The organism is Streptomyces sp. NPDC104313, from assembly GCF_055583985.1.
Genome location: NZ_JBVJMW010000003.1, coordinates 703,778 through 721,835, shown reverse-complemented (window position 1 = coordinate 721,835; position 18,058 = coordinate 703,778). Strand labels below are relative to the sequence as shown.

Genomic DNA, 18,058 nt, shown 5'->3' with positions numbered 1-18,058 from the left:
CCGAGCACCATGGCCACTGAAGACAAGAACCGCGCCACCGCCGCCGCGATCCTGCCGCTCGTCGGCGGCGGGGCGAACGTCGCCTCCATCGCCCACTGCATGACCCGGCTCCGCCTCGGTCTGCACGACCGGTCCCTCGTCGACGACGAGGCGCTGAAGGCCCTGCCCGCCGTGATGGGCGTCGTCGAGGACGACACGTACCAGATCGTGCTGGGACCGGGCACGGTCGCCCGGGTCACCCCGGAGTTCGAGCGGCTGGTCGAGGAGGCCCGCGAGGCCGCGCCCGCACCGGCCGCCGAGCCCTGCGCGGCCCCCGTCTCCGCCGAGGAACTCGCGGCGCAGGGCGCGGCGATCAAGGAGCGGCGGAAGGCGAAGAACGCCACCCCGTTCAAGCTGTTCCTGCGCAGGATCGCCAACATCTTCGTGCCGCTGATCCCGGCGCTCATCGGCTGCGGGATCATCGCGGGCCTCAACGGTCTGCTGGTGAACCTCCAGTGGCTGCCCTCCGTGACGCCCGCGCTGGCGGCGATGGCGTCCGGCTTCATGGCGCTGATCGCGGTGTTCGTGGGCTACAACACGGCGAAGGAGTTCGGCGGTACGCCGATCCTGGGCGGTGCGGTGGCGGCGATCATCGTCTTCCCGGGTGTCGCGAACATCGACGCCTTCGGCCAGACGCTCTCCCCCGGCCAGGGCGGTGTGCTCGGCGCGCTGGGCGCGGCGGTCCTCGCGGTGTACGTGGAGAAGTGGTGCCGCCGGTGGGTGCCGGAGGCGCTGGACGTCCTGGTCACCCCGACCCTGACGGTGCTGATCTCCGGCCTGGTGACGATCTTCGGCCTGATGTACGTGGCGGGCGAGGTGTCCTCCGCGATCGGCACGTTCGCCGACTGGCTGCTGTCCAACGGCGGCGCGGGCGCGGGCTTCGTGCTCGGCGGCCTGTTCCTGCCCCTGGTGATGCTGGGCCTGCACCAGGCGCTGATCCCGATCCACACCACACTCATCGAGCAGCAGGGCTACACGGTCCTGCTCCCGATCCTGGCGATGGCCGGGGCGGGCCAGGTGGGCGCGGCCGTGGCCGTCTACCTCCGTCTCCCCCGCAACGAGTCGATCCGCCGCACCATCAAGTCCGCGCTCCCGGCGGGCCTGCTGGGCGTGGGCGAGCCCCTGATCTACGGCGTCTCGCTCCCGCTGGGCCGCCCGTTCGTCACGGCGTGCGTCGGTGGCGCGTTCGGCGCCGGCTTCGTCGGCCTGTTCAACCAGCTCGGCGACACGGTCGGCTCGACGGCCATCGGCCCGTCCGGCTGGGCCCTGTTCCCCCTCCTCGACGGCAACCACGGCCTGGGCTCGACGATCGCGGTCTACGCGGGCGGCCTGCTGGTGGGCTACGTGGCCGGGTTCGTCGCGACGTACTTCTTCGGCTTCGGCAAGAACCTGCTGGCCGAGTTCAACGTCTCCCAGGAACCGGCCCCGTCCACGGTCGCCGCCACCGGCTCCCCTCACCCCGCCACCCCCTCGGTCGCCGCCACGGGCAGCACCCGCCCCACCACGCCTCCGGCCGCCCCGAACGGCCCCGACCCCGACAGCACCGACCCGGGCTCCTCCCCGGCCAGGGCACCGGCCGGAGTCTGACGCCGGACACCCCCGCCCGCCCGGCACGCCCCCGGTCCTCGCCGCCCGTCCCGGCGGGCGGGGGGAACCGGGGGCGTCCTGCGGACTACGCCTCAGGTACCGCCCCGCCCCGGTCTCCGGCCCGATACGCCTCGGGCCCCCGCTGGCTAGCGTCATCTCCATGCGTATAGGACTTCTCGGTACCGGAAATGTCGCCCGCGCCCTGGCCCACGGCTGGCGCGCCGCAGGACACGACGTCCTCCTCGGATCACGTCGGCCCGAAGAACGCACCGACCTCGGACTGCCCGTCGCCGGCCTCGACGAGACGGCCGCGCACGCGGAGGTGCTGGTCAACGCCACTCCCGGCGGAGTCTCCGTGGACCTGCTGCGCTCCATCGGAGCCCCGGCGCTGGCCGGCACCCCGCTGATCGACGTCGGCGTCGGCCTCTCGGACGACTTCAGCGCGCTCACCCACCCCAACAGCAGCCTGGGCGAGCTGATCCAGGAGGCCTTTCCCCTGACACCCGTCGTCAAGACGCTCTGCACGATGGACTCCACCACCATGACCGCCCCGGGCGAACTCACCGAGCCGGGCACGGTCTTCCTCTCCGGCGACGACGCCGAGGCCAAGCGCACCACCGGTCTGCTGCTCACGGACCTCGGCTGGCCGGCGTCCTGCCAGCTCGACATCGGCGGCATCACCACGGCGCGCGGCCAGGAGCATTTCGCGTTCCTCTTCATGGGCATCGCGGGCGGGGTGGGGTCCCACACCTTCAACATCAAGGTGGTCACCCGCCCGTCGGCGGAAACGCTCTAGACGACGGGACCCGGGAACTCCCCCGTCATCAGCTGAACGCCGAACGGGGGCGGCATGGCCAGCGGCTTGCCGAACGGCACCGCGTCCGTTTGCTTGTACGTGCCGTCCTCGTTCGGTTCCGTGAACAGCGTGGCCATCGGCCCCCGGGTGTCGAACCGGTCGATCAGCAGATACATGGGGACTCCCGCGCGGGCATACGCGCGGTACTTCTTGGTGCGGTCCTCCCGCGCGTTCCCCCGCGACGTGATCTCGACAACGAGCAACGCCTCCGAGGCGTCCATCGGATCGCTGGTCTCCGGATCGGCCGCCGCGATCAGCTCGGTCGGCATGACGACGTGCGGGCCCGGCTCCGCCGCCTGGTGCGTGGTGCCCGCGGGAAAGCGGCACGGGGTCCGGGGGGGGCACGCTGCCCCTCGGACCCCGGTCCGACCGGAACGGCACCGGGTCACCGGCCATCAGGGCGGCGCGGCGACCACCCCCGCCCGGCCTCAACGCGGCAGCTGCCCGTCCCGGTTGATCTCCGTCACCCGGGCCCGCAGTACCACTCCGGGTGACGCCGGCCGCACCGCCTCCGGCGGGCAGTACCACTCCGGCCCGCCGCCGGGCGGACGCAGCCGCAGGTCCGGCCCGGCCCGGCCCGTCACCCGGCCGACCCGCCCGTCCCGCCCGTCCACCGCGAACCCGCCCGCCTCGGGCGCACCCGGCTCGGGCGCACCCGGCTCGCATCCCTCATCCGTCATGACCGCTCTCCTTCTCCGCCAGCACCTCGCACAGCCGCAACGCGGTGTCGATGTTGCAGCGGCCCAGGTCGACCAGGGGCGCCGGTTCGTCACCCGCACACGAGACCGGATCGATCCGCAGGGACGGCAGCTTCACCCCGAACCGGGCAAGCCCTTCCCTCAACTGATCCACAGCGTCCTCCGCCACCCGCACACGGTCCGCCGCCGCCCTGCGTCGCTCCATCGCTTCCATGCCGCACACCTTCCACTCTGAGTGATGGCCATGCATACCCAGCGTGTCCAACGCGCAGTTGGCCCGGAAGAGGCGCGGTTCGGGCGACCGGCCGCCGCGGTGTGATCAGCCCGGCCGGGAGAAGTGCCCCCGACCGCCGGTCCGCCCAGGTGCCGGCGCTGCCCACGGTGTTCGCCCCGGGCGGCCCTCGCGACCCCCGGCCCCCTTCCTTGGGAGCGCTCTCACCGCTGTCGGTGCCCGGCACTAGGCTGTAGCCGATCCAGCGGCGACACCGAGCGCGCGCGGAGCACTCCGCGCGCCCCACGCACCAGAACGCGTATCGCCGCCCCCGTCGACGAGGAGCGACCACCTTGCCCGAGCAGCCCCCCGGGTCCCGGCCCACCCTGGAAGCCGTCGCGGCACGTGCGGGGGTGTCGCGGGCCACCGCCTCGCGGGTCGTCAACGGGGGCGACGGAGTCCGCAAGCCGCTCGTGGACAAGGTGCTCAAGGCGGTCGACGAGCTGGGCTACGTCCCGAACCACGCGGCCAGGACCCTGGTGACCCGGCGGACGGGAGCGGTGGCCGTCGTCATCGCGGAGCCGGAGATACGGATCTTCTCCGACCCTTTCTTCTCCCAGCAGATCCGGGGCATCAGCAAGGAGTTGACCGCCCACGACACCCAGCTCGTCCTGCTGCTGGTGGAGGGGCCCGGAGACTTCGACCGGATCGCCCGGTATCTGTCCGGCGGCCACGTCGACGGGGCGCTCGCGTTCTCGCTGCACACCGACGACCCGTTGCCCGCGATCACCCGGCGGGCGGGGATTCCCACGGTGTACGGGGGCCGGCCCAGCTGGACCGCCGATCCCGGGGACCAGGCCGTCCCGTATGTGGACGCGGACAACCGGGGCGGGGCGCGGGTGGCCGTGCGGTATCTGAAGGACCTCGGGCGGGAGCGGATCGCGCATATCGGCGGGCCGCCCGACCAGACCTCGGCGATGGACCGTCTGGACGGCTACCGGGACGTCCTGCTGGACGTGGACCCGACGCTCGTCGCCGAGGGCGCGTTCACCGTGGAGAGCGGGGCGCGGGCGATGGCGGAGCTGCTGGAGCGGCGGCCCGACCTGGACGCGGTGTTCGTCGCCAACGACCTGATGGCGTCGGGTGCGTTGCGTGTGCTGCGGGAGCGCGGCGTGGCCGTGCCGGAGCAGGTGGCGATCGTCGGGTTCGACGACATGGACTCGGTGGCCGAGACCACCGATCCGCCGCTGACCACCGTCAGCCAGGACATCGAGGGGCAGGGCCGGCTGATGGCCCGCCTGCTGCTGCGCGCCCTGGGCCGGGACCGTACGGGCGACGGCCGGGCCCCCGACTCGGTGATCACCCCGACGACACTGGTGCGACGGGCCTCGGCCTGATCGCCACGCGAGTACGGAAGTGCGCGAGTACGGAAGTGCGCGGGTACGCGGGTGCGCGGGTACGGAAGTGTGGCGGGCCTCCGCCCTGAGGAGCCGGAGACCCGCCGCACGAATCTTTCCCGTACGTTCACGTCCTACACGTACGGATCTCGCCACTTATCCACACGGGATCGCGCGACCTACACGTACGGGATCTTCAGGACGGCCGCGTCCGTCCCGGTCTGCACCTGGGACGTGCCGCTGCCGAGCGCGTTCCAGACCTCCAGACGGACCGTGCCGTTCTTCAGATCGCCCAGGCTCCCGGTGACGTCCCGCGTGCCGGAGGCCTGCGTGTACTCCTCCCACCCGTTGACCGGGTCCGTCGCGAAGTAGCGGAAGGTCTCGGCCCGGTCGAACGTGCCGTCGCCGGTGAGGTCGTAGCTGACCCGGACCTGCGGGGCGAGCCCGACTTTCGTGCCCGAGTCCACCCGGAGGCGGAACGCGGTGGCCGCGCCGGAGGCGACCTTGCCGTTGACCTTCCTCACCTCGTAGCCGGTCGACCGGTACGGGGTGCCGTCCCGGTTGACACCGTCGGCCGAGGCGATGGTGTCCGTGCCCGCCGGGTCGGTGGTGGCGGTGGTGAGGATGCCGCCGGTCTTGAGTCGGAAGGTGTTGCCGGTGGACGGCCCGCCGGGCTCCTCCGGGTCCGTGCCGCCGCCGGGACCGGTGCTGGTCGCCGTCGAACGGGCCGGTACGGAAAGGGTCTTGCCGTCGGAGAAGGTGACCGTACGGGCGGTGGAGCCGTGGTTGTGGGCGGTGTAGGTGCGGGTGCCGTTCTTCGAGAAGACGGCGGAGGTCGGCAGGTCCCCGCTGACCGTCATGTCGGGCGCGCCGACCGTGTTCAGGGTGGTGATCCAGTGGTAGGTGTGCGCCTTGGACTCCCCCTGCTCCGGCTCGTAGTTCCCGTTCACGCCGTCCCACTTGGCCTTCGCCGCCGCCGGATCGGACAGCGACTCGAACTCCCAGAGCAGGTCGCGCCACTCCTGGGCGGGTCCGCCGTTCTCGCGCTCCATCTCGGCGATGTTCCGTTTGATGGCGGCCTTCTCGCGGGCCAGGTGGAGTGAACCACCGGTCACCGGGAGGACGTTGATGCCGTGGATCTCCTCCGGGTTGGCGGTCCACCAGGTGGAGTACGCGCCACCGCTGCCCCAGACCATGCCGACCGTGTCATGGCCGAAGGAGGCGGGGAAGACCTGCTGCGAGGCGTCGAACCAGTACTGGGTGATCGCCTCGGACTCGGTGGTCAGCAGGAAGCTGCCGAGGTCGCGGAGGTTGTTGTCACCGGTGGCCGCTCCCCACAGGACGAGTCCCGCGCTGAGGTTGATGGACTCGGATGAGGACTCCTGGTTGTTGCCCGCCGCGAAGCCCTGGTGGCCGGAGGCCCAGCTGTGGCCCGCGTACACGTCGAAGCCGCGCAGGAACGGGTAGGCGGAGTCGGTGCGGCTGGGGTTGGCGGTGTCACGGATCAGGTGCTTGATCATCGTGCCCCAGGCGGAGTCGGCGGCCCAGGCCTGGTCGTACTGGGCGATGATCGCCGCCGCGTAGACGTAGTAGCTGTAGTGGAAGTGGTGGTCGTTGAGCTCGGTGTCGCTGCCGTACGAGGCCGGGTAGCCGGTGAGGGTCTTCCAGTCCTTGTCGTAGCTGAACTCACCGGCCCCGCCCGCCGTGAACCACTCCTGGAGCCGGCCCTTCATCAGACCGAGGAGCTTGTCACGGGTGGCCCTCTCGCCGATCTGGTCGGCGACGGGCACCAGTTGGGCGAGTCGGCCGAGCGCCTTACCGGTCCAGTAGGTGTCCGAGGCCCCCGAGAACGGGTCGGCGGCGTTGGCGACCTCGTTGAGATAGCCGGCCAGTCGGGCCTTGTCGACGCCGTTGGAGGCGGGCAGCGCGGGCACGACGCCGTTGTTCTTCTGGCTGGTGGTGAAGGTGGCGGACTCGCGCACCTTCATGGTGCCGCGCGGCGACACGTACGTGTAAGGGGTCAGCGTGTCGGTGGTGTGCAGCCACTGGTGGCGGTAGAGGGCCTGGAGTGTCCCGCGCTCGGTGCCCTCCTTGGCCTCGGTGGTCAGGCTGTAGGTCGCCTTCACCGCACCGCCGTTGGACTGCCAGGCCACCTGGGAGCCGGTGACGAAGCTGAAGGCGTACTTCCGGTAGGTGGCGAGCGCGTCCGTGGAGGGCAGCACGGCGAGCGAGAAGTAGTCCTTGGAGCCGAGGCCGGCCGTGATGGCGGTGCCGGAGACGTTCCAGTCGCTGCCGGTCGGGGCGAAGAGGGCGTAGTGGTGCCCGGCGACGGTGATGCCGAGGACGTTGCCCTGGTCGGAGAAGACCGTGGGCGCGGAGGCGGTGGTGATGCGGGCGTCGCCGCCGGAGCCCTTGGCGTACACGAAGGGCATGCCGTGGCCGATGGTGGCCCGGAAGGTGCGCGATCCGTCGGCCCAGTAGGGCGTGACCGTCCAGTCGGACCAGGCGTCGGCCTTGGTGTCGGGCGAGTTCAGACCGGAGAGCCCGACGGTCAGGTCGGCCTTGTGGGCGTACTCGTACTGCCGGCCGTCCCCGACGATCGCGGGCGTGGTCGGGTAGCCGACCTCCAGGCCGGAGGCCTTGGCCTGGTAGGTGAGCGGGTGGCCGTACATGGGCGTGCTGTACGGGTTGTCGCCGTAGCGCTGGTAGGCGAGCGAGGACCACCAGTCGTTGGTCGGGACCGGCTTGTCCCGCGCGGCGGTGGTGAGCTTGGGGGTGACGGGCGCGCCGGTGTTGGTGGTCGGACCCGAGGTACCGGCGGGACGGGTGTCGGAGTAGCTGCCGGCGCCGGCGGGGACGGTGGCGGCGACAGCGGGCGATGCGGCGGGGCCCAGGCCCACGGCGGCCACGGCGATGGCGAGGAGCGTGGCAGCGACGGGTCCGGAGGCGAGTCCGGGGGCACGCCGGGAGAGGGAGGTTCGCACGAGCAGCACCTCGATCATGGGGGGGCGAGAAGCGCGTTCGAGAGCGCTCTCAGGTGCCAAGGAACGTAAAACTCCTGAAACATAAGTGTCAAGAGAGCGCACACAGACGGCAGTTGGGCGGAGGTCGCGCGTGACCCCAAGCCGTTATGTGTTCGAGTCTTGACGGGGCGGGGGTGGTGGGGGACGCTCCAGACGCAGGTTTTGAGAGCGCTCTCACAGCGCCCGGTTCATCCCGAAGCCAAGGGAGGCTTCCCATGCCTATCGCCCGAGCCGCCAAGAGAGCCACCGCCCGCCTCGGCGCGGTCGTCCTCGCCGGGGCCCTCCTCGCCGCCTGTGGATCCGGCGACTCGTCGGACTCCTCCGACAGCGCGGGCGGAAAGGTCACGCTCAACGTGGACCTCTTCGGCTCCTTCGGCTTCAAGGAGGCCGGGCTGTACGAGGAGTACCAGAAGCTCAACCCGGACGTGACGATCAAGCAGAGCGACACGCAGGACGAGGCGGACTACTGGAAGTCGCTCCAGACCCGGCTCGCGGGCGGCGGCGGTCTCGCGGACGTGCAGGGCGTCGAGGTGGGCCGCATCGCGTCGGTCACCCAGCAGCAGTCCGACAAGTTCCAGGACCTGAGGGAGTTCGGGGCCGACCAGCTCAAGGGCGAGTTCGCCGAGGCCAAGTGGTCGGCGGCGACCACCAAGGACGGCAGGATCCTCGGCCTCGGCACGGACGTCGGCCCCGAGGCGATGTGCTACCGCACCGACCTCTTCGAGCAGGCCGGGCTGCCCACGGACCGCGAGGAGCTCGCGAAGAAGTGGGCCACCTGGGACGGCTACCTGGAGCTGGGCAAGGAGTACAAGAAGAAGGCCCCCGCCAGGAGCGCCTGGCTGGACAGCGTCGGCTCGCTCTACGGGATCATGATCGGCCAGGAGAAGGAGCGGTACTACGACGCCTCCGGCGAGCTGATCCACGACAAGAACCCGGCGGTCAAGGAAGCCTGGGACACCTCCGTGGCGGCGGCCGAGGCGGGCCTGAGCGCCAAGCTCGACCAGTGGTCCCCGCAGTGGAACCAGGCGTTCGCGGCCGGTTCGTTCGCGACGATCCCGTGCCCGGCCTGGATGCTCGGCTACGTCAAGGGCCAGGCCGGCGACGCGGGCAAGGGCAAGTGGGACATCGCGGAGCTCCCCGGCGGCGCGGGCAACTGGGGCGGCTCGTACCTCTCCATCCCGCGTGCGGCCAAGCACAAGGAGGAGGCGTACCAGCTGATCGAGTGGCTGACCGCCCCCGAGCAGCAGGCGAAGGTCTTCCGGAAGCAGGGCAACTTCCCGTCCTCGACGGGCGCCATCGAGGCCATCGCGGGCGCCGAGGACGCGTACTTCTCGGGCGCCCCGATCGGCCGGATCTTCGGTGACGCGGCCAAGGAGTCCCCGGTCCAGGTGCTGGGTGTGCACGACCAGAACGTGATGCAGCAGATCACCAACGCGCTGAGCGAGGTCGAGCGCAAGGGGACGTCGTCGGACAAGGCGTGGCAGACGGCGAAGAAGGGCGTGGACAACGTGATCGGCTGACGCGCCGCTCTCCCCCGCTTCCTCCTCCCTCTTCTTCCCCTCTTCCCCGGGGCCGGTCCGCCCGCGCACGGCGGATGGACCGGCCCCGCCCCCGTACCTCTGGCTTCCCCGCCACCCCCGCACCCCTGGCTTCGCCAGCCCGTACCCCTGGCTTCCCCGCCAGCCCCGTACCCCTGGCTCCGCCACCCCGTACCCGATCCCGAAGGGCCGCACCGTGTCCCTCACCGCCACCGTGAAGGCCGGGCCGCGCCCGTCCGGAACCGGGCCCGGCCCTGACGACGGCCGGGCCGCCGCCCTCCGGCGCACCTGGCGCAAGGCCTCCCCGTACGCCTATATCGCCCCCTTCTTCACCCTGTTCCTGGCCTTCGGGCTCTTCCCGCTCCTCTACACGGCGTTCGTCTCGCTCTACCGGGTCGAGCTCCAGACGAGCGGCGAGATGGAGTGGCGCGGCATCGCCAACTACACGGCGCTGTTCACCGACGAGTACTTCTGGATCTCGCTGCGCAACACGTTCACGATCGGTGTGCTGTCCACGGTCCCGCAGCTCGCGATGGCGCTCGGTCTCGCGCACCTGCTCAACTACAAGCTGCGCGGCCGGACCTTCATCCGGACGGCGATCCTGCTCCCGTACGCGACATCGGTGGCCGCCGCCACGCTGGTCTTCGCGCAGCTCTTCGGCCGCGACTTCGGGCTGATCAACTACGTGATCGGGCTGGTCGGCTTCGATCCGGTGGACTGGCAGACCGGCACGGTCGCCTCGCAGATCGCGGTGTCGTCGATCGTGATCTGGCGCTGGACCGGCTACAACGCGCTGATCTACCTGGCGGGCATGCAGTCGATCCCGCACGAGCTGTACGAGGCGGCCGAGATGGACGGGGCGTCGCGCTGGCGCCAGTTCATCCACGTCACGCTCCCCGGTCTGCGGCCGACGATCGTCTTCACGGTGATCATCTCGACGATCGGCGCGACGCAACTCTTCGGCGAGCCGCTGCTGCTCGAGGGGTCGATCTCCGGCGGGATCTCGCACCAGTACCAGACCCTCGGCCTGTACATGTACGAGCAGGGCTGGGGCTTCTTCCACCTGGGCCGGGCCGCGGCCATCGCCTGGGTGATGTTCGTCCTGATCGTGGTGCTCGTCGGGGCCAACGCCCTGCTCGTGCGCCGCCGCGCACGCAAGGAGGCCGGCCGATGACCGCGCTCGCCGCACCGCCGACCGCGCCCGGCAGGGGCCGCCCGCCGCAGGACCCGCCGGGCCGACGGGTGCGCGGGGGAGGCGCGGGCCGGACGATGAGGGGCGGCTGGCTCTCCTACCTCGTCCTCGGCTTCGCGCTGCTGATCTCCGCGTTCCCGTTCTACTGGACGATCGTCGCGGCCAGCCGGTCCAACGCGGACCTGGCACAGGTGCCGCCGAGCCTGCTGCCGGGCCCGAACCTGATCAAGAACTTCGACGCGGTCCTCGAAGAGGCGGACATCGGCAAGGCGCTGCTGAACTCGCTGATCGTGTCCGGCTCGATCACGCTCGGCACGGTCCTGTGCTGCACGCTGGCCGGATTCGCCTTCGCCAAGCTGAGGTTCCGGGGCCGGGGCGCGCTGCTGACGCTGACGATCGGGACGATGATGATCCCGCCGCAGCTGGGTGTGATCCCGCTCTTCATGCTGATCGCCGAACTCCAGTGGGTGAACCAGCTCCAGGCGGTGATCCTGCCCGGCCTGGTGTCCGCGTTCGGCGTCTTCTTCATGCGCCAGTACCTGGTGCAGTCGCTGCCGGACGAGCTGATCGAGGCGGCCCGGGTGGACGGGGCGTCGACGGCCCGGATCTTCTGGTCGATCGTGATCCCGATCGCGCGGCCGGGGATGGCGGTGCTCGGGATGCTCACGTTCATGACGGCGTGGAACGACTTCTTCTGGCCGATCATCGCACTGTCCTCGCAGGAGCCGACCGTGCAGGTCGCGCTGCGTCAGCTCGGCGGCGGTTACGTCAACGACCAGTCGGTGATCATGGCCGGCACGCTGCTCGGCACGCTGCCCGTGCTGCTGGTCTTCGGCCTGCTGGGCCGGCAGATCGTCGGCGGCATCATGCAGGGCGCGGTCAAGGGCTGAGGCCCGGCGGGCGGACCGCAGACCGCCCACCGCCTTCCCTCTCCTCCCCCGCCCTCGCGCCCTCCTGCTTCCCTCTCCCCCCGCCCTCGCGCCCTCCTGCTTCCCTCTTCTCCCTCACTCTGGAGTGTCCGTCTCATGACCGCTGTCGATGCCCGTCCGGCTACCTCCGCGGGTCCCCGCCCCGAGACCGTGTCGGAGCTCCGCTTCCCCACCGCGTTCCGCTGGGGGACCGCCACCGCCGCCTATCAGATCGAGGGCGGAGCCACCGAGGACGGCCGTACGCCGTCCATCTGGGACACCTTCAGCCGGGTGCCCGGCAAGGTGCGCAACGGCGACACCGGTGACATCGCCGCCGACCACCTGCACCGGATGCCGGACGACGTACGCCTGATGAAGGAACTGGGCGTCACCGACTACCGGTTCTCCGTCTCCTGGTCCCGGGTCCAGCCGACCGGCCGTGGCCCGGCCGTGGAACGCGGCCTGGACTTCTACCGCGGCCTGGTGGACGAGCTGCTGACGGCCGGGATCAGACCGGTCGCCACGCTCTACCACTGGGACCTGCCGCAGGAGCTGGAGGACGCGGGCGGCTGGCCGGAGCGGGACACGGCACACCGGTTCGCGGAGTACGCGGGCTTGGTGGCCGGGGCGCTGGGCGACCGGGTGCCGACCTGGACGACGCTCAACGAGCCCTGGTGCGCCGCGTTCCTCGGGTACGGGAACGGGGTCCACGCTCCCGGCCGGACCAGCGACCTCGCGGCCCTGCGCGCCGCCCATCACCTGAACCTGGCGCACGGCGCGGGCGCCCGGGTCCTGCGCGACCTGCTGCCGGACACCGCAGAGATCTCCCTCACCCTGAACCTCCACGCGCTGCGCCCGCTGACGGACACGGAAGCGGACCGGGACGCGGTGCGCCGGATCGACGCGGTGGCGAACCGGATCTTCCTGGACCCGGTCTTCCACGGCCGGCTGCCGCGGGACCTGGTCGAGGACACGGCGGAGGTGACGGACTGGTCGTTCGTCCGGAACGGCGACCTGGAGGTGACGTCGACGCCGATCGACTCGCTGGGCATCAACTACTACTCCCCCAGCGTGGTTTCGGCGGGTGCGTCGGAGTCCCCGTCGCCATGGGCGGGCGCGGAACAGCATGTGGCGTTCACCCCGGCAGCCGGCCCGCGCACCGCGATGGACTGGCCGGTCGACGCGAACGGCCTGTACGAGCTGCTGACCCGCCTCCGCGACGAACTCCCCTCCGTACCTCTGCTGGTGACGGAGAACGGGGCGGCGTACGACGACTACGCCGACCCGGAGGGCGAGGTCCACGACCCGGAGCGGGTGGCCTACCTGGACGCCCACCTGACGGCGGTACACCGGGCGATCGCGGACGGGGTGGACGTACGCGGGTACTTTCTGTGGTCGCTACTGGACAACTTCGAGTGGTCGTACGGCTACAGCAAACGGTTCGGCATCGTGCACGTGGACTTCGCGTCCCAGCGCCGCACGGCGAAGGACAGCGCGCGGTGGTACGCGGAGGTGATCGCGCGGGGCGGCCTGGAACGCTGAACCGGGGGCGGGGCTGCCGACCGCCGACTACCGACTACAGGTCGCGGACCACAAGCTACGAGGTACGGATCACGGATCACGTCGGGGGCTCGGGGCGGCAGGCGTCCCGAGCCCCGAGGCGTGTCCGCGGGTGGCTCGGGACGCGCCCGGGGCTTGCCGGCTATCTGCCCGGCCGCACCGTACGGGTGATGAGAATTTTCTCCCGGAATCAGCCGGGCTACTTTCGGCCGGATGAATCACCGGTGAAGTGCCACGTACCGGCGGGCAGCCGGTCCGGAGCGCGGGAGAGCACCCGTATGGCCCGAAGAGGCCCGGGGGAGCAGGGTCCGGCTCCCGCTCCAGGAACGCGACGGAACCCGGAACCGGCAGAACCAGGCTGCTCAGCAGAGGGGTGGGCCGGAGCACGTCCGGGCCGGTGAGCCGGGTAGCGGCCCCATCGGCACGGTCGGCCCCGATCGTCTGCGCGGCCGATCGTCGGGCGCCGGACCCCTGCGCGACCAACGCCCTTTGCCCTGATGCAACTTGGCGCGAACGCGTTGTCTCCAGCGGAGGCCGTTCTGTATACCTCTTGACCTCCGGACCCCCATCCGTATGGTCTAGACCAAGCAGTGAGAGGCAGTCGGCGGTGGTGGTCACGCGCCGCCGCTGCTTCGCCCACGTACCCGGACAAGCGCGTTCGACCTGCCCATCCCGACCTTCTGAATCCTCCAGATCGTCCAGCTCGTCCAGCTCGTCCAGCCGAGGAGAACCCATGAGCAGCCAGAGAGCTCCGGCCGAAGCGCTGGAGACGGAGGCCGGCCAACTCGTGACGCCCGCCTTCCTCGCCTGCACGGCGCGGACACACCGCTCCGCCTCCTCCCCATCGAGGGGCGACCGGATGCCGCACGCCCGGGTCGCCGTCAGCGCCTGACAACAGCCCCCGGGGTGACGGGCCCGAGCAAGAGGCCCGTCACCCCGTGCGCCGAAGCGACAGAGCCAACGCTTCCCGCAAACGCCCCACAGGCGTCCGCGTACCCGCGCGGACCGCCCATGCACGCTTTCCCACCCCCACGGACACAGCGGGAGATCGCACATGAGGAGTCACACCGCCGAGCCGAGCCTTCAGTCGCCCAACAGCGCACCTGAATCTCCTGCCCACTCGACCGGGTTCGGCCACGAACGTCCGGCGACAGCCGTCGCAGGAGTCCTTCAACGGCTGGCCGACCACGTCAGCACACACACACTGGCCCTGCTGAGGGTGACGGTCGGGATCGTCTTCCTCGGCTTCGGCGTCCTGAAGCTGTTCCCCTCGGCCAGCCCCGCGGAGCAACTGGCCGTCGACGCGGCCACCAAGATGACCCTGGGCCTCGTACCGGAGACGGTGCTGCTGCTCTCCCTCGCGGCGCTGGAGACGGCCATAGGGATCGGCCTGATCGCCGGAGGCCGCCTGCTGCGGCCCACCCTCGTCGCGTTCTTCCTCCACATGGGCGGCGTGTTCTCGACCCTCTTCCTCCTCCCCGACGCGATGTGGCAGTCCCACTCCCCCGCGCCGACCATGGAGGGGCAGTACGTCGTCAAGAACGTGGTCCTGGTTGCCGTGTGCCTGGTCGTGGCCGCTGACGCGTGGGGAAGCGGGTCCAAGCCGTCACGACGGCCGAACGGCACCGCCCGGACGCCGTCGGGCTGAAGGGAGCGGAGCCGCCGCCCGAACGCTCCGGCCCGAGCGATGGCAGCAGCAGCAGCGGATGCGGTGGCGACGGGCGTGCCCGATGCCGCGCCGGCGTCGTGGTGACCGACGCCGGCGAGAGCGGCGCTCCGCACCGGGACGATCACGAACGCGATCCCGACGCCCACGACCACCAGGCCGCCAGGCCGCCAGATCGCCGAAGACCCCGGCCCAGTGGCCTCCGCCAAGCTCAGGGCCGCCGGCGGTCGATCCCGAATGTGCCGTCGAACAACACCACGGTCGCGGCGACATCCACGACGAACCGGGCGACCTGCTCCCGCGCCTGCCCGAATCGCTCCCCGCTGCCCGCCGTCAGAGCGGCGGCCCGGCTGTCGAGTTTCTCCGCCCGCCGCTCCAGCCGCCCGGTGCGCCAACGAGTACGGGCCCGGTCGGCCCGGCTCCGCAGCTCGTCCACCCGGCCCGGCAGGCCCGCCAGCTCAGCGGCGTCGGACAGGACCCTGTCCACAGCGTTGACGGCAGCCGTCTGGGCCCGGAACAGGGCCGGCCGCACCGGTCCGACCGCCAGCAGAAACGCGTCGCTCCCGAGCTGGTGCCCCTGCGCGCGGGAGTCCCTGGCGATCCGGACGTCCTGCTCGAAGGAGGCGACGTGCGGATTGCGGCTGTTCTCGAACGTCAGACCCGTCCGCAGGATCCGCTCGGCCAGATCGACGTCGGGCGGAGTGGCGGCGACCGCGTCGGCGACCAGGTCCCAGCTCCGGGATCCGAGCCGCAGGACGTCCCCGAACGTACGGACACAGCTCTCGTCCGCCAGCGCCGCCGGATCGTAGCCCTGCCGCCGTATGTCGGCGATCGCCGCTTCCAGTAGTTCGGCCACAGACATCAAGGTCCTCCAGGCTGGCGCACGGGTGCGGCGAACGGCACCCTATCCGACCCTGTGGCACATTCGACACCCCCCCAAACTCCCCTAACTCGCCCTGCCAATAGGCTAGTTGTCGCGACATAGTCTCGCGTTCGAGACGGCGGCACATCCCCGGCCCCGACAGCCGCGCGGACACGCGGTCACGCGGGTCGGGCCGCCTCCAGCACGTCCGTCAGGTGGTGCCGGGTGCGGGCGTATGCACCCTGAGCATCGAGTTCCCCTACGTCCAGACGCAGAACGTGCCACGGTGTCTGCGCCAGAAGGCGGCTGGTGAGGCCGGCCTCGAAGCGGAGATGAGCGGCGGCCGAGGGAAGGTCGTGAACAGCCCGGGTGCCAGGGGAGCCGGCGAGCTTCCCTACGTACCAGTCCTCCCAGGCCTCGCCTTCTCGCTCGACCGCGCGTCGTAGCGCCGTCTCCGGGTCGTCGTGGACGTAGACCACGGTGACCCGTGCCGGCTCCACGGCCCGTGCGAGTTCTTCCATGACGTGGACAAGGGTCCTCTCGTCGTGGCCCCATGCCACGAGGGAGGGGATGAACGGCAGAAGGGCATCCGTCACCAAGTAGTCCTTGCCCGCCGCGAGTGACTCCGCGACATAGGCACGAGTGCACTCGACCAGGGTCGCGGGCCGGACGGAGGCAGCCCCACCGGCGAACTCCTCAGCCACGGTCCGGAAGGCGGACCGCGTGAGGATGTCGGCCTCCTCGAAGTGGTCGACCGCCGCTCCGGTGCCGGCGAGCCAGCCGGCCACCGCGCGACAGAGGGTGGATTTGCCGACGCCAGGGCTGCTCCCGATGACAGAGATGAGGTGCATAGTCATGGTGGCAGTCTCGCATCCGCGCGAGCCTTCGCCCTTTCAGGCTGGGGTAGTTGATGGGGCCCGAGGAGATTTCGACGTCGGCGAGGAAGCGCGCGACGTTCTCGCGAGGGGAGCAGCGGTGACCCGCACCAACCAGTTTGAGACCTCGCGAATGAGGCTGCACGGGTACTGGCGGGCACCCCTGAACCAAGATCATTTCTTCCGGGTCGGGCAAGATGACCCTGCGCATGCCGGATAGGGAGCCATGATGGAGTCATGAACCATGGCAATGGCCGGGCCGGACCCATGTCGGGGTTCCTGCTGACCATGCCGACCGGTAGCAGGCTGGCGAAGGCAGGCCGGAGCGGCCCAGAGACTGGACGGTGCGCGCAGACGATCGGGGCATCGGGGGTGGAGTGGTTGCGCCCAGACACCTTGAGGAGAGAGGGCGATATGCCCGTTTCTCAAGAAGTGAAGGAAAATAGCTCTCCGGCCGCATAAACCCGCAGGTCACGAACTGTCGTCCCCGCGCGTGCGGGGTTGTTCCCAAGCGCGGGCACACGGTCTCGGTGAGGCTGTCCGTCGTCCCCGCGCGTGCGGGGTTGTTCCCCTCGGTGTTGGCGGCAGCCGTGCCCTCCAAGCGTCGTCCCCGCGCGTGCGGGGTTGTTCCCGACACCCGGCCGCTCACCGACGCGCAGGGCAAGTCGTCCCCGCGCGTGCGGGGTTGTTCCCGACGGCGACGACACCCTGACGGTGCAGCCCGCGTCGTCCCCGCGCGTGCGGGGTTGTTCCCGGCATCGCAGAGATCGCGCTCATCGACGTCAAGTCGTCCCCGCGCGTGCGGGGTTGTTCCTGACGATGGCCAGTCCATCGGTCTCGTCCGCCATGCAGACGAAAGGTCGTCCCCGCGCGTGCGGGGTTGTTCCCTCCCACCCGGTGGTGTCGAAGCGGAAGCCCTTGTCGTCCCCGCGCGTGCGGGGTTGTTCCCTCGCTGAACTCCGTTCCTGCGGTGAGCTCGGTGTCGTCCCCGCGCGTGCGGGGTTGTTCCCATCTACGAGAACCAGTGGGTAACGGTGGCGCTGTCGTCCCCGCGCGTGCGGGGTTGTTCCCACAGAAAAGCCGCGCGTCCCAAATCCAAGGGGGTCGTCCCCGCGCGTGCGGGGTTGTTCCCGAGGAGCGGGTGTAGCCGGTACGGGCCTCCTCAGTCGTCCCCGCGCGTGCGGGGTTGTTCCCGCGACGATGCCCGTCACCAGAGTGGCGGTGGTGTCGTCCCCGCGCGTGCGGGGTTGTTCCCGCGCGGTCGCGGCGGTCGATGACCCCGTTCCAGTCGTCCCCGCGCGTGCGGGGTTGTTCCCTCGTGGAGCTCCACCGGCTCCCGCTCCACCCAGTCGTCCCCGCGCGTGCGGGGTTGTTCCCAAGCGGGCCCTTGCCCGCGTGCGCGCCGCCGCGTCGTCCCCGCGCGTGCGGGGTTGTTCCCATCCGGCCGGTGGAGCACGACTGCCTGATGCAGTCGTCCCCGCGCGTGCGGGGTTGTTCCCCACCTCTTCGAGCGGCTGATGTACGCGACCTCGTCGTCCCCGCACGTGCGGGGCTGTTCCCGTCGGCCCGCCCGTCTGGAGACGGCCCCGATCAAGCCCCGTGAGCTGGCATGTGGCGCAAAGTCAGTACCTCCCGCATGGAACTGA

The 18,058-nt window shown here is 70.8% G+C and carries 15 protein-coding genes and 1 CRISPR repeat array; of the genes, 9 read left to right on the top strand and 6 right to left on the bottom strand.

Going from position 1 to position 18,058, the window contains the following annotated elements:
- Positions 1-9 precede the first annotated feature (9 nt).
- Both ACZ60Q_RS10435 and ACZ60Q_RS10430 read left to right on the top strand, forming a co-directional pair.
- Positions 10-1,626: a PTS transporter subunit EIIC gene (locus tag ACZ60Q_RS10435; protein ID WP_469631184.1), complete on the top strand. Its 1,617-nt coding sequence runs from the start codon at positions 10-12 to the stop codon at positions 1,624-1,626.
- Between the two features lie 160 nt (positions 1,627-1,786).
- Positions 1,787-2,422, top strand: a complete 636-nt coding sequence (locus ACZ60Q_RS10430; protein WP_469631181.1) for an NADPH-dependent F420 reductase — start codon at positions 1,787-1,789, stop codon at positions 2,420-2,422.
- Here the strand turns inward: ACZ60Q_RS10430 and ACZ60Q_RS10425 are convergent.
- From ACZ60Q_RS10425 to ACZ60Q_RS10415, 3 genes are read right to left on the bottom strand one after another with little or no spacing between them, the layout of a single operon-like run.
- Positions 2,419-2,871: a Uma2 family endonuclease gene (locus ACZ60Q_RS10425; protein ID WP_469631178.1), complete on the bottom strand. Its 453-nt coding sequence runs from the start codon at positions 2,869-2,871 to the stop codon at positions 2,419-2,421. The two genes, ACZ60Q_RS10430 and ACZ60Q_RS10425, sit on opposite strands and share 4 nt — an antisense overlap.
- A 39-nt stretch (positions 2,872-2,910) precedes the next feature.
- The gene (locus ACZ60Q_RS10420) at positions 2,911-3,162 is read right to left on the bottom strand and encodes a hypothetical protein (RefSeq protein WP_469631175.1); all 252 of its coding nucleotides are present in this window, start codon (positions 3,160-3,162) and stop codon (positions 2,911-2,913) included.
- On the bottom strand, positions 3,152-3,394 hold the full coding sequence (locus tag ACZ60Q_RS10415) for a hypothetical protein (RefSeq protein ID WP_469631172.1): 243 nt from the start codon (positions 3,392-3,394) through the stop codon (positions 3,152-3,154). Before ACZ60Q_RS10415 ends, ACZ60Q_RS10420 begins: the two co-directional genes overlap by 11 nt.
- Positions 3,395-3,744: 350 nt before the next feature.
- Between ACZ60Q_RS10415 and ACZ60Q_RS10410 the strand changes: the two genes are divergently transcribed.
- Entirely contained in the window at positions 3,745-4,788 is a 1,044-nt protein-coding gene (locus ACZ60Q_RS10410) for a LacI family DNA-binding transcriptional regulator (protein WP_469631169.1), read from the top strand.
- A gap of 179 nt (positions 4,789-4,967) precedes the next feature.
- Here ACZ60Q_RS10410 and ACZ60Q_RS10405 read toward each other — a convergent pair whose 3' ends face one another.
- A complete protein-coding gene (locus tag ACZ60Q_RS10405) occupies positions 4,968-7,790 on the bottom strand; it encodes a glycosyl hydrolase (RefSeq protein WP_469631166.1) in 2,823 nt (940 codons plus the stop codon).
- A 236-nt stretch (positions 7,791-8,026) separates the two neighbouring features.
- Here ACZ60Q_RS10405 and ACZ60Q_RS10400 point away from each other — a divergent pair, with 236 nt between their 5' ends.
- The 6 genes from ACZ60Q_RS10400 (at position 8,027) to ACZ60Q_RS10375 (ending at position 14,657) form a co-directional block, all read left to right on the top strand.
- Positions 8,027-9,331 carry an ABC transporter substrate-binding protein gene (locus ACZ60Q_RS10400; protein ID WP_469631163.1) on the top strand — a complete coding sequence of 435 codons (1,305 nt, stop codon included), beginning with the start codon at positions 8,027-8,029 and terminating at the stop codon, positions 9,329-9,331.
- A gap of 214 nt (positions 9,332-9,545) precedes the next feature.
- Complete coding sequence (locus ACZ60Q_RS10395) at positions 9,546-10,523, top strand: carbohydrate ABC transporter permease (RefSeq protein WP_469631160.1); 978 nt, start codon at positions 9,546-9,548, stop codon at positions 10,521-10,523.
- Positions 10,520-11,431 carry a carbohydrate ABC transporter permease gene (locus ACZ60Q_RS10390; protein ID WP_469631158.1) on the top strand — a complete coding sequence of 304 codons (912 nt, stop codon included), beginning with the start codon at positions 10,520-10,522 and terminating at the stop codon, positions 11,429-11,431. The genes ACZ60Q_RS10395 and ACZ60Q_RS10390 overlap by 4 nt, the downstream gene beginning before the upstream one ends.
- A 135-nt stretch (positions 11,432-11,566) precedes the next feature.
- Complete coding sequence (locus ACZ60Q_RS10385; RefSeq protein ID WP_469631155.1) at positions 11,567-12,991, top strand: GH1 family beta-glucosidase; 1,425 nt, start codon at positions 11,567-11,569, stop codon at positions 12,989-12,991.
- Positions 12,992-13,742: 751 nt separating this feature from the next.
- Complete coding sequence (locus ACZ60Q_RS10380; RefSeq protein WP_469631152.1) at positions 13,743-13,901, top strand: hypothetical protein; 159 nt, start codon at positions 13,743-13,745, stop codon at positions 13,899-13,901.
- Positions 13,902-14,063: 162 nt separating this feature from the next.
- Positions 14,064-14,657, top strand: coding sequence for a DUF417 domain-containing protein (locus ACZ60Q_RS10375; RefSeq protein ID WP_469631149.1), 594 nt, complete (start codon positions 14,064-14,066; stop codon positions 14,655-14,657).
- 229 nt (positions 14,658-14,886) lie between these two features.
- Here ACZ60Q_RS10375 and ACZ60Q_RS10370 read toward each other — a convergent pair whose 3' ends face one another.
- Both ACZ60Q_RS10370 and ACZ60Q_RS10365 read right to left on the bottom strand, forming a co-directional pair.
- Positions 14,887-15,537: a hypothetical protein gene (locus ACZ60Q_RS10370; protein WP_469631146.1), complete on the bottom strand. Its 651-nt coding sequence runs from the start codon at positions 15,535-15,537 to the stop codon at positions 14,887-14,889.
- A gap of 179 nt (positions 15,538-15,716) precedes the next feature.
- The gene (locus ACZ60Q_RS10365) at positions 15,717-16,394 is read right to left on the bottom strand and encodes a hypothetical protein (protein ID WP_469631143.1); all 678 of its coding nucleotides are present in this window, start codon (positions 16,392-16,394) and stop codon (positions 15,717-15,719) included.
- A gap of 498 nt (positions 16,395-16,892) precedes the next feature.
- Positions 16,893-17,972: direct repeats of the CRISPR family, unit length 29 nt; unit sequence GTCGTCCCCGCGCGTGCGGGGTTGTTCCC.
- Positions 17,973-18,058: the final 86 nt, after the last annotated feature.

What these genes read in the sequence shown, in the direction of transcription:
- ACZ60Q_RS10435 (WP_469631184.1), top strand. Translation starts at nt 10, where the DNA reads ATGGCCACTGAAGACAAGAACCGCGCCACCGCCGCCGCGATCCTGCCG.
- ACZ60Q_RS10430 (WP_469631181.1), top strand. Translation starts at nt 1,787, where the DNA reads ATGCGTATAGGACTTCTCGGTACCGGAAATGTCGCCCGCGCCCTGGCC.
- ACZ60Q_RS10420 (WP_469631175.1), bottom strand. Translation starts at nt 3,162, where the DNA reads ATGACGGATGAGGGATGCGAGCCGGGTGCGCCCGAGCCGGGTGCGCCC.
- ACZ60Q_RS10415 (WP_469631172.1), bottom strand. Translation starts at nt 3,394, where the DNA reads ATGGAAGCGATGGAGCGACGCAGGGCGGCGGCGGACCGTGTGCGGGTG.
- ACZ60Q_RS10405 (WP_469631166.1), bottom strand. Translation starts at nt 7,790, where the DNA reads ATGATCGAGGTGCTGCTCGTGCGAACCTCCCTCTCCCGGCGTGCCCCC.
- ACZ60Q_RS10400 (WP_469631163.1), top strand. Translation starts at nt 8,027, where the DNA reads ATGCCTATCGCCCGAGCCGCCAAGAGAGCCACCGCCCGCCTCGGCGCG.
- ACZ60Q_RS10390 (WP_469631158.1), top strand. Translation starts at nt 10,520, where the DNA reads ATGACCGCGCTCGCCGCACCGCCGACCGCGCCCGGCAGGGGCCGCCCG.
- ACZ60Q_RS10385 (WP_469631155.1), top strand. Translation starts at nt 11,567, where the DNA reads ATGACCGCTGTCGATGCCCGTCCGGCTACCTCCGCGGGTCCCCGCCCC.
- ACZ60Q_RS10380 (WP_469631152.1), top strand. Translation starts at nt 13,743, where the DNA reads ATGAGCAGCCAGAGAGCTCCGGCCGAAGCGCTGGAGACGGAGGCCGGC.
- ACZ60Q_RS10375 (WP_469631149.1), top strand. Translation starts at nt 14,064, where the DNA reads ATGAGGAGTCACACCGCCGAGCCGAGCCTTCAGTCGCCCAACAGCGCA.
- ACZ60Q_RS10370 (WP_469631146.1), bottom strand. Translation starts at nt 15,537, where the DNA reads ATGTCTGTGGCCGAACTACTGGAAGCGGCGATCGCCGACATACGGCGG.
- ACZ60Q_RS10365 (WP_469631143.1), bottom strand. Translation starts at nt 16,394, where the DNA reads ATGACTATGCACCTCATCTCTGTCATCGGGAGCAGCCCTGGCGTCGGC.